Here is a 13,226-nt window from a genome sequence, read left to right as displayed (position 1 = left end):
CGAGGATAAAATTTTAGTTGTCTAAAGAATCCACGACTTTTACTGACAAATCCACATCGATGTTGCCGCGTGTTGCTTTTGAATACGGGCAGAACTGATGCGTTTTTTCCAGCAAGTCCTGTGCTTCTTCTTCTGTTACGCCAACTACTTCGACAACAAGTTTAGCAGCAATTTTGACGCCGCCTGCTTCTTCGTCTTCAAGTAAGCTGACTTCAGAATTCGTACGTGTCTCAACACGTTTTTTATCTTGGCGAGCCATCAGGTTGAATGCCCCGTCAAAGCATGCAGCGTATCCTGCTGCGAATAATTGTTCTGGATTTGAAGTAGGAATATCTTCTTTGCCTTTCGTACCTGGCATGACAAGATCTAAATTAATTACGTTATCGTCAGAGGCGACCTTTCCATCGCGTCCCCCTACTGCAGTTGCACGTGAAGTAAGAATTGTTTTCGTCATGAATAAGAACCCCTTTATCCGCTAATTTTAGTAGCTTGTTTCGGCCACATAAACTGTATTACCACTGTCTCGACAAGAATAAACAATGAAAGGTGTTCTTTTTCACAAAAAAAGACTACACCGAAGTGTAGTCTTCCGTCTTACATTCAAACGATTTCTTCCGTCACCGGTTCTTTTTCCGGTAACTGTAGATAAATCGATTTAACTTGATGATTGTCGACTTCCATGACTTTGACCGTATGGTTTTTATAACGGAATTCCTGACCGCTCGATACTTCCGTATCCTGTGCCATGACCCAGCCGCCAATTGTATCAATGTCTTCTTCTTCAATTCCGAGATTAAACCGTTCGTTCAAGTCGTCAATCAAGACACGACCTGAAATCCGGTACAAGCGCTCATGAATCTGTTCGATGTCCGCTTTTTCATCTTTATCAAACTCATCGCGAATTTCACCGACGATTTCCTCCAGGATATCTTCCATCGTGATGACGCCGGCTGTTCCACCGTACTCATCGATGACAAGCGCCATCGGTGTACGTTCGACCTGCATCTTCAGCATCGCGTCTTGTAACGGAGAATATTCCGATACAATCGGCAGGTTGTGCACATAGAAGCTCAGTGCTTTCCCTTTGTTCGCCATATGATCCGTGAACAATTGTTTCGCATTGATAAATCCTAAGATTTTATCTTTGTCGCCTTCTTCTGCAACCGGATACCGGGTGAACTGGTATTCTTCAACAAGGGCAATGATGTCCTCCATCGATGCATCGTTTGAGATCGTAATCAGATCCGTCCGCGGCAACATGATATCTTTCGCGATCCGTTCATCAAACGAAAAGATGTTTTGCATGTACGACAACTCAGTTTGATTGATTTCACCGCTTTTGTAGCTTTGTGTCATGATGATTTTGATTTCTTCTTCCGAGTGAGCGTCTTCATGACCAACGGGTTCGACACCAAACAGGCGCAAGAAGACCCGTGCTGAGCCGTTGAGCAGCCAAATGACGGGTTTCATTACTTTCCCGAACCAATAAAGCGGCGGGGCAAGCAACATCGTAATGGCTTCCGTTTTTTGAATCGCCAGTGATTTCGGTGCCAGTTCCCCGAGGACGACGTGTAAAAATGTCACGACGGAAAAGGCTAACGTAAAGGAAACGACCGTCGAGACGGATTCCGGAAGTGCAATCTCCTTGAATACCATCGCGAGAATCGCACCGACCGTCGATTCGCCTAACCAACCCAGTCCAAGGGCCGTCACGGTAATCCCGAGCTGACAGGCAGATAAATAATAATCCAGGTTGTCTAATAATTTTTTCGCCGTCTTCGCGGTTTTACTGCCTTCTGTAATCAATTGATCGATTCGGGACATTCTCATTTTGACAACTGAAAATTCTGCTGCGACAAAAAAAGCGGTCAGCACAATTAAAAGTGCAATAATCAAAAGCCGAATGATAATCGTTGTTGTATCGAATGTCTCCACTGCGTGTGTACTGTCCAATCGTTTCCCCAAACTAAGGGGATTCACCTCCATTTAAATTAAGCCGATCAGCTTCTCATCGGTCTTCTCCACCAAAAAGAAGCTTGTTTTTAATGAACAAGCTTCTCTACTTTTTCATATTCATACTATAACGGAACTCTCGGAAAATGTGTACTTGCAGATAATCTTTCTTTTCCCTTACACGACATACAGGATGAATACGACAATCATTAACAGCATGGCGATCCCTTTTAATAAGGCACTAGACAGAATGCCCAACACAGTCCCGATTCCGATTGAAACAGAATCCTTCCATGTTTTCTTACTGATGATTTTTTCCGTTAAAATCGCAAAGACGAACGGGAAAATCAACAATCCAATCCCAGGCAGGATAAAGGGACCGGCAATCAAACCGACGGTCGTCGCGATTTTTGCGGCCTGTGAACCGCCGCGTCGATCAACGGTATAAGAGCTGACCAAATAATCTAAGGTAAATAACAGGATAACGAAGATAGCTTGAATGACCCAGAAACTGACGGTCAACTCGGTAAAACCGAATCCAAATCCATAAATCAAAAATCCAATGATGAGTAACGGTGCACTTGGAATGACAGGATAGACAAGTCCTGCGAACGCAGCCAAAAAACAGACTGCAATCAAACTCCATAATATGATAGTCATGCCAATCTCCTACTTTCTGCTGTTCTTTCTTCTCTTGATTACGTTAAAAAGCTGCGACTGGTTTCATGAAAGTGCCCTTTTTTGAGCCTGCTCCAAATGTTGACGGTCCCAGTCGTTTAATGCCGACCAGTCGACCTCCGAGCAGACAAATGGAATGAACCGGTCAATGCTCGCTCTATGTTCCGGTAAAGCATTCCGTTTCATGATTTCAAGTGACTCAAGCATCGTCGAAAGGACTGAAATATCCTCTTCGCCGTAATGCCGCAGTTGATAAAACGTCAAGTACAACAGTTCAGAAAACGCGAGCCGCTTGACTGTCACCGACCCTTCCCCGTTGACCAGGAGATTACCGTCCGGAAGCATGGTGTACCGTCTGAATAAATCACCGATTTGCCGCATCGCATGGCGTGCTGTATTCGGGTCATTGATACCGGGTGAAATCGCCCGAAGTGCCACCTCAGACAGCTTTTGAATCACAAACGCAAAATCTTGTTCTGCCGAACGCGTTGGGCCGACAAGAATTCCTTGTTCCACGTTCTCTTTTTCGGCACTGCCGATCCGTTGTCCTTGCGTGACGTAACTTCCGATCGTCACCTCAATCGCGACGCGTTCACCTGACTTCATCAGTAATTCATAATCAATTGCCTGTAAATAACCGGTTTGTAGAGCGGTAAGTCCGAATGAATACGTCGACCGGTTTTCCGGCACCAATTGATACTGACCTCCGTTTATCGCTTCCACATGCTCTTCAATCAGCGTACAGCCTTCTTCATGTAAACGATCGAGTAGCGTCGTGACCCGAATCGATTGACTGACGATATGCACGAATGCGACAAAGGCAATGACCGCGATTAACACAACGATAACGGCGACGGCAGAAGCGACGACACTATCTTTCAATGACGGTCGCATGAAGAACAACATCGTAATCGAATACGTGACGGTTCCGATAAAAATCCCGAAAATATGTTGAACTTGTCGATTTTCAATAAAGTTCGGTAAGGTACGGGGAGAAAATTGTGAGGAATAGGTTGTCAGGACGACCAAAATCGTCGAGAACGTAAATGTCATCATCGTTAATAATCCGGTAAAGACTGCACTGTGAATGGTCTGAGCCAAACCGAGTGTTGTTTTCCAGTCATTCGGAAACAGTTCTTTTGCATACAAATCCACCATCAGAACAACCGCCGTCAACACTGCTCCGCCTACCCCATAAAGGAGCGGCCACCACCAATTCGTTTCCCGGTAAACCAATTTCAGCTTTTGCACATTCCATCCACTCCACTCTAATATATCGATATATTTTTAATTCCTGTTTCTTCATCTAGTAAAACGTCCTCAGGCATCTTTATTAAAATCCGCCGAGTCAATTCACTTTGTGAAAGTGTCGGTTTGTGTTTTACTTCTTCACATAACGTGAATAACTTAAGTGTTATCAAAACGAATTGGAGATGAAAAGCTATGTCAGAGCATACTGAATCAACACTCAACACAGATTTCACTAAAATTTTCATTAACGGTCAGTGGCGCAAAGGCGCAAGTGACAGCAATATGACAAATACGAATCCTTTCACGGGCGAAACGCTGTTTGAGATTTCAGCAGCTAACAACGATGACTTGGATGATGCTTACCAATCTGCCAAAGTCGCCCAAAAAGAGTGGGCAAAAGTGCCGACACTGAAACGCCAAGGATTGATTGAAGAATTTTTAAAAGTCATGTACGAAGAAAAAGAAACAATCGTCAATTGGCTGATTAAGGAGTCCGGCAGTACACGCATTAAAGCTGAAGGCGAGTTCCTTGCCTCTGTCTTGATCGTCAAAGAAGCTGCTACTTTCCCATTACGGATGCACGGCGAAATTCGTCCGTCTGTCGTACCTGGCAAAGAAAACCGGATTTACCGGAAAGCGCTTGGTGTCATCGGCGTCATCAGCCCATGGAACTTCCCGTTCCACCTTGCTGTCCGTTCAATCGCAACAGCTATCGCTATCGGGAACGCGGTCGTCGTCAAACCGGCAACTGATACACCGGTTTCAGGCGGTTTGATTTTCGCCAGTCTTTTTGAAAAAGCCGGCTTACCAAAAGGTGTTTTAAACGTCATCGTCGGTCGCGGATCAGAAATCGGCGACTCCATCGTCGAGCATCCGGTTCCACGTTTGATTTCATTCACGGGTTCTACTGAAGTCGGCCGTCACATCGGTGAACTTGCAGGAAAACACTTGAAAAAGACAGCGCTTGAACTCGGCGGAAACAATGTATTCGTCGTACTGGACGATGCTGATCTTGATCGTGCCGTCGAATCAGCGGTTTACAGCAAGTTCTATCACCAAGGTCAAATTTGTATGTCGACGAACCGGATTTTGGTTGCTCAATCCATTCATGATGAATTCGTTGAAAAATACGTTGCGCGTGTCAAAGAACTTCAATTTGGTGATCCATCAAACGGACGCACACAAGTCGGACCGTTGATCAACCAATCGCAAGTCGACCGCATCATGGAAGAAATCGAAAAAACTAAAGCAGCGGGTGCAACAGTCCGTGTCGGCGGTGAAGCAGACGGAAACGTCATCGCTCCTACGGTCGTAACAGGCGTTACAAACGATATGCCGCTTGCTAAAAACGAAATCTTCGGACCAGTCGCTGTCATCATTCCATTTAAAGACGACGCAGAGGCACTTGAACTCGCCAACTCACTTCCTTACGGATTAAGCGGTGCTGTTCACGGTTCTTCAATTGAACGCGCAACAGAATTTGCACTTCAAGTCGAAACAGGCATGATTCACATCAATGACCAATCCGTCAACGATGAGCCGCATATGCCGTTCGGCGGCGAAAAAGACTCAGGTCTCGGCCGCTTCAACGGAGAATGGGTCCTTGAAGAATTCTCGACTGTGCAGTGGTTGTCTGTCATGCACGAACGCCGTCAGTACAAACCATTCTTTGAATAAGATAAGCTTAAATATGAAGTACGGGGTTTCCCGTACTTCTACATATAGATAGAAAGGAAGATGACTATGCCACTACTGCGTTTTGATGTCATTGAAGGGCGCTCGGATGAAGAACTGAAACTTTTACTCGATACTGCCCATGAGGCGATGCTGGAAGCTTTTGACGTACCGGAACGGGATCGTTATCAAATCGTTCATACGCATAAAGCGAACGAAATGATCATTGAGGATACCGGACTCGGGTTGACACGTTCCAATCAAGTCGTCGTTATCAGCGTGACAAGTAAAACACGGACAGAGGAGAAAAAGCAGGCACTCTATCGTTTACTGGCTGAACGGTTGGAAGCTGTATGTGGACTCTCGCCTGCTGATCTGATGGTCTCAATCGTCGAGAATGATGCAGCTGACTGGAGTTTCGGTTTAGGAAAAGCACAATTTTTAACCGGTGATCTGTAACATTCAAAAAAAGAGTCTGAACTCGTTTAACGAGCTCAGACTCTTTTTGAATTACTTTTGATGTTCTGCCGGGTTTTCCCGTTGTAACGGCGCTTTCCAGTCAAATGTCTCCGGTACAAAGTCGAGTCCGCCCGGATGGAACGGTTGGCAACGTAACAAACGACGGGTCGTCAAATAACCGCCCCTTAAGGCACCGTGTTTCTCGATTGCTTCTTTTCCGTAATGCGAGCAGGTCGGATAAAATCGGCAGGTCGCCGGTTTCATCGGTGAAATCACTTTTTGATAAAAATGAATCCCACCGAGCAGGATTTGTTTCATATAGTGTCACCTTCTTTTTCCTTACTCTAACGCATATGAAAAGGATTTTCTGCTTAAGTGAATTATACTACCTTTGACAACTACTAAAAAGGACGTGTATTTACTATGCGAGCTCTCACATTTCGTACCTTCGGAGATTCAAGTGTACTGCATTACGAAGAACACCCGACTCCTGAAATCCAGTCGAATGAAGTATTAATTGAAATGAAGGCTATCGGATTAAACTTTGCCGACATCTACCGCCGGAAAGGCAATTATCATTTGGAAGGCACGCCGCCTTACCTGCTCGGTTACGAGGGTTCAGGGATCATCACACAAATCGGTGCTGCTGTGACTGATCTTCAAGTCGGGCAACGGGTAGCCTTTGCCGACGTCCCGAACGCGAATGCCGAATTCGTTGCCGCACCCGTCGATAAAGTGATTCCTTTACCGGATTTTGTTTCGTACGAAACAGCGGCTTCCGTTCTATTACAAGGTTTGACTGCGCACTACCTGACACGGGACAGCTATACCATCCGGCCGAAAGATTTGGTATTGGTCCACGCAGCAGCCGGTGGCGTCGGTCAATTGTTGACACAGATTGTCCGATTACACGGAGCCATTCCGATTGGTTTAACGTCATCGATGGAAAAGGCGGATATCGCTAAACAAGCCGGTGCCGAACATGTCTTTTTATATTCGGATAACTGGGTCGAACAGATTTTAACACTGACGGATCAGCGTGGCGTCGATGTCGTCTACGAATCGGTCGGATCGACGTTGATGAACAGTTTCGAAGTGACGAAAATCCACGGAACAGTCGTCTTTTACGGCATGGCCGGCGGGGATCCGGTCTCAGTTGATCCACGGTTCCTGATGGACACTTCGAAAACATTGACCGGCGGGGACTTATGGAACGTCCTGACGACTCGTGAAGAACGTATCCGTCGGGCCGGTGAACTGTTCAGTTGGTTGGAATCCGGTCAACTGCAAATCGCCTCTCCGACTATCTTCTCCCTCTCGGACGGACAACGGGCTCATGATTATTTGGAAAGCCGTCAGAGCACCGGAAAAATTTTATTGATTCCCTAAGTCTAAACGCATCCTTCCTTTATTGGTTGGATGCGTTTTTCGTCTGGAATGATTACAAAAGAGAAACAATTCTTCATATCAGAAATTCATCGACTTAAGTAGTTGCTTTCCTTCCTAAAAGAGCGTAAAGTAAATCTCATAAAAACCAGAAACTTAAATTAGTTTTTAGTTTCAAGAAGGAGATTTGATTTATGTTTCGCTCAGAATGGAAAAAATTAAAAAGCCCGATGATGATCATCGTGATTCTTGCACTTATCCTCGTCCCGTTTCTTTACAACTCGATCTTTTTATCTGCTTTCTGGGATCCGTATGGTAAGACAGAAAACATCAAGGTCGCAGTCGTCAATGAAGACAAGGCGACGAAGTTCGAAGGAGAAAAAATTGACATCGGAAATCAGTTCGTCAAAAAACTGAAAAAAAATGATGACTTTGACTGGCAGTATCTCTCACGCAAAGATGCGGCTAAAAAGCTTCGCGCCGGTGATATTTACATGACAGTCGTCATCCCGAAGAAGTTTTCTCATAATGCGACTACGTTACTCGACGATCACCCGAAAAAAATTGAGCTGGAGTATTATCTGAATCCGGCCAAAAACTATTCCGGTACGCAGATTTCCAGCGCCGCTGCCAAACAATTAAACGAAAAAATCCGTAAATCCGTCACGAAACAATACAGCAGTGCGATTTTCGGATCCCTTAAAAAAATTGCCAAAGGACTCGAAGATGCATCCGAAGGTTCGGCGAAACTCGAGGACGGAGCGAAGAAAACAACAGATGGCGCCAAAACACTGACGACGAATCTCAGTAAATTAACGAGCGGGACAAATGAGTTGTCCACAAACTTAACAAAAGCCGCAGACGGTTCCGTTCAGCTGACAAGCGGTCTCAACACATTAAGCGGTGGAACACAAACACTAGCTGAGAAATCTGGTGAATTATCGAGCGGCCTCAATCAACTCGATGACAACAGCGGGAAGTTAATGAAAGGTTCAGCCGATTTGCAGGCCGGATCAACGAAACTTCGCCAAGGTCTCGAAAGTTCAGCTGCCGGATCGACGAAACTTCGTCAAGGTCTCGAGAGTTCAGCTGCCGGATCGACGGAACTCCGTCAAGGTCTCGAAACAGCTTCGGCCGGTGCGTCGAAGCTCGACAAGAACTTGCCACAGTTCACAGCCGGTCTCGACCAATTGAACGCCCGGGCTCAAGAAGCCAATGCCTCGCTGGCAGCAGTCAACGCGGCAGCGGATACGCTGAAACAAGAGTTGAGTTCACGTCGTGAAGCGCTTGAAGCAAACGTCGCGAGCATCAAGGACGTCATTGCTTCATCTGAAACGTTAACGGAAGAAGAAAAAGGTGCTTTGCTTCAATCCATCGCAACGATGGAACAAAACGTTCAAAATTTAGCACAGCAAGAATCTGCTCTTGATGCCAGTCTTGCTCAAGCAAATGACGCCACAGAAAAAATCAATCAGCTTGCAGTTGGTGGTCAAAGTATCGCTTCTGCTGTTTCGCAACTCGATGGTGGGCTAGCACAACTGCTTGACGGTTCAAAACGATTAGAACAAGGACAAACCCAACTACTTGCTGGTTCAAAACAATTAGAGCAAGGACAAACTCAACTACTTGCCGGTGCAAAAAGTCTCGAACAAGGACAAGGCACGCTCACGCAAGGTTTGACGGCTTATACAGACGGCGTGCATAAAGCAGCTGCCGGAAGCAGCCAGTTAACAGCTGGGGCACAACAGCTGGCAACCGGTGCGAACGATGCCAGTACAGCATCCGGTCAATTGACCTCAGGTCTCGGACAGTTATCGGACGGTGCCGTTGCCATTTCCTCCGGTGCCGGTCAACTGACAGACGGAGCATCGCGTCTCGCAGACGGTAACTCTAAACTTGCAGACGGAGCCAACACATTGAAAACGGAACTCGGTAAAGGGGCAAAAGATGCGACTGTGAAACCATCGAATGCCCGGGATAATATGCTCGCTGAGCCCGTCGTCTTAAAAGAACACGATTATTCAACCGTCAACAACTACGGATCCGGTCTTGCAGCTTACATTCTCAGCATCGCTTTATTCGCCGGTGCGTTGATGTTCTCTTCCGTTTACCAGATCCGTCCTGAACACGGCGAGACATTAACATGGCGTTTCCTCGTCGGTAAACTATCGATCATCTTACCGATTGGTGCGCTACAAGGGATTGCGGCTTCCGTCGCTATCGTCTATGTACTCGATGCCGATGTCGCAAGTACGCCTGCGCTGTACGGATTTGCCGCCTTAACAGGTATGACCTTCATTACGTTACTCTTTACGTTAACAATGCTCTTTGGTCGGGTCGGACAATTCAGCGCCTTCCTACTGTTGTTACTGCAAATTGGCGGCAGCGGCGGAACATTCCCGGTCGAAATGACACCAAGCTTTTTCCAATCGATTCACCGCTTCCTGCCGATGACATATTCAGTCACAGGTTTCCGTGAGGCACTTGGAATCGGCGTTACTGACACACTCATCACAAACGGACAAATCCTTGGTTTGATTCTGTTTTCTGCACTTGTTATCAGCTTCGCTGGTGCTTTAGGCGGAAAACGAATCTTACTCTCAACGAAAGCGAGAAAACGCCATGACACTGTCTGATAAAGAACATCTCATTTTAGATGCAGCGATGTCCTGCTTTTCAGAACTCGGATATAAAGGAACGACCATCGAACGGGTTGCCAAACGAGCTCATGTTGGAAAACCAACTGTCTATCAATTGTTTGAAAGTAAACTTGATTTGTTTGAATCCCTCGTCACACGGGTCTTGCAGGAGATGAAAGCAGAAGCGGAAAACGCCTATACGACGACAGCTTCTGTCGAAGAAAATAAACAGGCGATGATTGATGCCATTGTCAATCATCAACAGCAGCATCTGTTTATCTTACAAATCACACAAGAAACCCAGACACTGAAACTTCAGGAGATGTCGGAGCTACGGATTCGAATCGAGCAGCATATCGTCGAATATATAAAGAATCTGCTGGAAACACGGTTGGAACTTGAAAAACGTTCTCCGGCCGTTCCGGTCGAAGTAACTGCGTTCTTACTGTTCAAGACGTATATTGCCTTGATTTCTGAATGGCCGCTGATTGGGAAACCGCTTGATTTAAAAACAATCAGTCAAGCGATGTTAAAATTGTTATAATGAAAACAGCCTCTCGATGAATGGAGAGGCTGTTTTTGCGTGATCGATCCTTACTCGTACTTGAATGGAGTGTTTTATTTGTCCCAGCTTTTACTGTCCAATTTTCTGTTCACGTTAGCTTTGCTGGTCTACGTCATTGTATCGCTCGTTGATATGTGGAAATCGTACACCCGCACCAGCTCCAAAACAGATTTTCTGTTTTTCATTTTAACATTGATCACCTTATTTATCGGATTTCTTGTATCCCCTTTCCTTGCGCTTGCCTTTCAATGGAAACGAAGCCGGACGAAACGGATCATCGGGATTTTACTTATCGCCGTCCCTTTAATGCTCGTTCTTGTAAGCCGTTTTTTATAATCACATGTGTCATCCATCGAACGATCCGTGCTTATTCAAGCGGATCGTTTTTTCATGTTCTTCCGCCTAAAAACAGTTTACGCAACAGTTCTTTTTCCGGCATCGGTGCCGCATTAAACGCTTCAAGGTACGGTCGGTCATCGTACTTCACTTCAATGACATTCACGTTCCACTCTCCGCTGTTCAGTTCGACTACCGCAAATGGTGCTACAGCTTCCGGCTGACAGCCTAGCGCCCCCGGATTCAGGTAAGTTATCCCCATCGCCCGGACCAACTGTTTCGGATGATGATGCCCAAAGCAAATCAGACTCGCCTGCTCGCCTTTAAAGAGCTCGGGCAGGGATTGTTCTGTTCCGTCCACCGTATCTGCCAACGGTTCCTCTCCAATCGCTTTTGTTTCATCCAGATACGCATAATGTGTAAACAATGCTTCCTGTTCCGAAAATGTTTTTCGGACGGTTCTTGGGAGCTGCTCCAAAAAACGTTGATTGTCCGGTGTTAACTGATCGGCAATCCATTGATGATGGTTTTTCGCATGACGGTAACTATCCGGATATTTTTGACTATGGATCAACGCAAGGACATTTTCGTCATGATTTCCGCTGATGGTCGTCATGTGTGGTGTCGATCGCACAATTTCGATGACTTCATTCGTTTGTGGTCCGATGCCAATCAAATCTCCGAGACAGAAAATTTCTGAGACATCTGCTTCTTCCGTTATTCTTTTTAAAACTGCTTCTAATGCCGTTGCATTGCCGTGAATATCCGTAATGACTGCAAATTTCATGAAACCGCCTCCAATGTTCAACTTATGCCATTCTTATCTTTCCCCTGATTTTAAGTTCAAAAATCACGAAAAATAAATTGTCAGAAAATATTGATTATTCATCTTACCCGTGTTAGGCTTAGAAAAATTCACGGAGAGGGGAATACACTTTATGTATGTAAACCACATTGCTGGCCGACTGATTATTCTATGCTCGAGGGACTGAAACCTTTTCCGCTGATTTTCGGAATTGATTTTGGGCCCTCCTTTCGATGCATCGAATGAGGCGCCCGCAGGAATACTGGCGCCTATCCGATACCGGATAGGTTTTTTTCATGGCAAAGCGAAATAGAGAGAGGATGAGTGAGTTGAAAGAATATGCGATGGATCGAATGGTGAAAGTATCTGCCGGGATGGCAAATGCCGTGTTAGTGACGTTAGGGGTAGGATTATTGATTGAGACGTTCGGAAATCTCTTACATATTGAAATGTTACTGACAATCGGCGGCGTCGCCAAAGTCTTACTCGCCCCCGCACTCGGAGCCGGAATTGCTTATCAGCTTGGCGGAAACACCTTAGTCTTATTCAGTGCGATGATTGCCGCGACGATTGGCGGAGCCGCACTTCAACCGACGGATGCCGGTCTTGTCCTCGTACCGGGTCAACCAATCAGTGCGTTACTCGCAGCTGCTGTGGCCGTCTTCGTCGGAAAACGGATGACAGGGAAAACAAAATTCGACATGATGGTCATCCCGGTCAGTGCTGTTCTCGCCGGCGGTTTTACCGGTCTTGGTGCCGCTGCCGTCACAACACCTCTCCTCACACGATTCAGCGCAATGGTTACTGCGTCCGTCGAGTCTTCACCGATTGCAACATCACTTGTTATTGCTCTTATCTTTAGTGTCTTATTGATGTCACCCGCTTCATCGGCTGCACTCGCAATCGCCCTTCAACTCGACCCGGTCGCCAGTGCCGCTGCTTTAATCGGTTGTTCAGCTCAGTTTGTCGGATTTACATTGATGGCATATCGTCAAACAGATCCCGGCGGTTTGATTGCTTCGTTCTTCGTCACACCAAAGGTTCAGTTTCCGAACATCGTTAAGAATCCAAGACTTGTCGTCGCTCCGTTCCTGGCCGCGATGATCTCGGCACCCATCGCCACACTTGTTCTTTCACTTGAAGTCCCTTATGAACTTGCGGGTCTCGGATTAAATTCAATGATTGCCCCACTCAACATCTTCGTTAATCAGGGTTTTAATGCGTTCCTGATCTTTTTTGCAACCGGCGTCGTCCTTCCCGGTGTCTTGACGCTCGTCTTTTACCGCATGACGACGATGGCCGGTTGGACAAAGATGGGCGACCTTCGATTAGAAATTCAATAGGTGCTCACGTTGCTGTTCCCTCATATAATGAAGGAACAGCTTTTTTACATGACGGTTTGTCAAATTAAGTGCAACACTTCTTCCGTGAAGACCTCGTATGCAGTTTTCCAGTTAAGACATTTTCGTGGTCTCCCATT

The 13,226-nt window shown here is 46.1% G+C and carries 13 protein-coding genes; 7 read left to right on the top strand and 6 right to left on the bottom strand.

Annotated elements, in window-relative coordinates; genetic code table 11:
• Positions 1-13: 13 nt before the first annotated feature.
• The 4 genes from KNQ07_RS13870 to KNQ07_RS13855 all read right to left on the bottom strand — a co-directional run bounded on the left by KNQ07_RS13870 (position 14) and on the right by KNQ07_RS13855 (position 3,882).
• Positions 14-454, bottom strand: a complete 441-nt coding sequence (locus tag KNQ07_RS13870) for an Ohr family peroxiredoxin (RefSeq protein ID WP_012369439.1) — start codon at positions 452-454, stop codon at positions 14-16.
• Between the two features lie 146 nt (positions 455-600).
• Positions 601-1,986 carry a hemolysin family protein gene (locus tag KNQ07_RS13865; protein ID WP_012369438.1) on the bottom strand — a complete coding sequence of 462 codons (1,386 nt, stop codon included), beginning with the start codon at positions 1,984-1,986 and terminating at the stop codon, positions 601-603.
• 144 nt (positions 1,987-2,130) lie between these two features.
• Positions 2,131-2,613, bottom strand: a complete 483-nt coding sequence (locus KNQ07_RS13860; RefSeq protein ID WP_214767302.1) for a DUF456 domain-containing protein — start codon at positions 2,611-2,613, stop codon at positions 2,131-2,133.
• 63 nt (positions 2,614-2,676) lie between these two features.
• Entirely contained in the window at positions 2,677-3,882 is a 1,206-nt protein-coding gene (locus KNQ07_RS13855) for a DUF2254 domain-containing protein (protein WP_214767300.1), read from the bottom strand.
• A 192-nt stretch (positions 3,883-4,074) separates the two neighbouring features.
• Between KNQ07_RS13855 and KNQ07_RS13850 the strand changes: the two genes are divergently transcribed.
• A complete protein-coding gene (locus tag KNQ07_RS13850; protein WP_214767297.1) occupies positions 4,075-5,559 on the top strand; it encodes an aldehyde dehydrogenase family protein in 1,485 nt (494 codons plus the stop codon).
• A 66-nt stretch (positions 5,560-5,625) separates the two neighbouring features.
• Positions 5,626-6,015 carry a tautomerase family protein gene (locus KNQ07_RS13845; RefSeq protein ID WP_012369434.1) on the top strand — a complete coding sequence of 130 codons (390 nt, stop codon included), beginning with the start codon at positions 5,626-5,628 and terminating at the stop codon, positions 6,013-6,015.
• Positions 6,016-6,066: 51 nt separating this feature from the next.
• Here the strand turns inward: KNQ07_RS13845 and yidD are convergent, their stop codons facing one another.
• Entirely contained in the window at positions 6,067-6,333 is a 267-nt protein-coding gene (yidD, locus tag KNQ07_RS13840; protein WP_214767295.1) for a membrane protein insertion efficiency factor YidD, read from the bottom strand.
• 105 nt (positions 6,334-6,438) lie between these two features.
• Between yidD and KNQ07_RS13835 the strand changes: the two genes are divergently transcribed.
• The 4 genes from KNQ07_RS13835 to KNQ07_RS13820 all read left to right on the top strand — a co-directional run bounded on the left by KNQ07_RS13835 (position 6,439) and on the right by KNQ07_RS13820 (position 10,941).
• A complete protein-coding gene (locus tag KNQ07_RS13835) occupies positions 6,439-7,404 on the top strand; it encodes a quinone oxidoreductase family protein (protein ID WP_214767293.1) in 966 nt (321 codons plus the stop codon).
• A 191-nt stretch (positions 7,405-7,595) separates the two neighbouring features.
• A complete protein-coding gene (locus tag KNQ07_RS13830) occupies positions 7,596-10,037 on the top strand; it encodes a YhgE/Pip domain-containing protein (protein WP_214767291.1) in 2,442 nt (813 codons plus the stop codon).
• On the top strand, positions 10,024-10,584 hold the full coding sequence (locus tag KNQ07_RS13825; RefSeq protein ID WP_214767289.1) for a TetR/AcrR family transcriptional regulator: 561 nt from the start codon (positions 10,024-10,026) through the stop codon (positions 10,582-10,584). The genes KNQ07_RS13830 and KNQ07_RS13825 overlap by 14 nt, the downstream gene beginning before the upstream one ends.
• A 78-nt stretch (positions 10,585-10,662) precedes the next feature.
• A complete protein-coding gene (locus tag KNQ07_RS13820) occupies positions 10,663-10,941 on the top strand; it encodes a hypothetical protein (protein ID WP_147269821.1) in 279 nt (92 codons plus the stop codon).
• Between the two features lie 52 nt (positions 10,942-10,993).
• Here KNQ07_RS13820 and KNQ07_RS13815 read toward each other — a convergent pair whose 3' ends face one another.
• Entirely contained in the window at positions 10,994-11,728 is a 735-nt protein-coding gene (locus tag KNQ07_RS13815; protein WP_214767287.1) for a metallophosphoesterase family protein, read from the bottom strand.
• A gap of 338 nt (positions 11,729-12,066) precedes the next feature.
• On the opposite strand from KNQ07_RS13815, the gene KNQ07_RS13810 reads away from it, so the two are divergent.
• Entirely contained in the window at positions 12,067-13,089 is a 1,023-nt protein-coding gene (locus tag KNQ07_RS13810; RefSeq protein WP_041261459.1) for a PTS sugar transporter subunit IIC, read from the top strand.
• Positions 13,090-13,226: the final 137 nt, after the last annotated feature.

Origin of the sequence: Exiguobacterium sp. s145 (assembly GCF_018618835.1) — a bacterium.
GTDB lineage: Bacteria > Bacillota > Bacilli > Exiguobacteriales > Exiguobacteriaceae > Exiguobacterium_A > Exiguobacterium_A artemiae.
The sequence above is the reverse complement of the archived record's forward strand: the minus strand, read 5'-3'. Positions and strand labels throughout refer to the sequence as shown.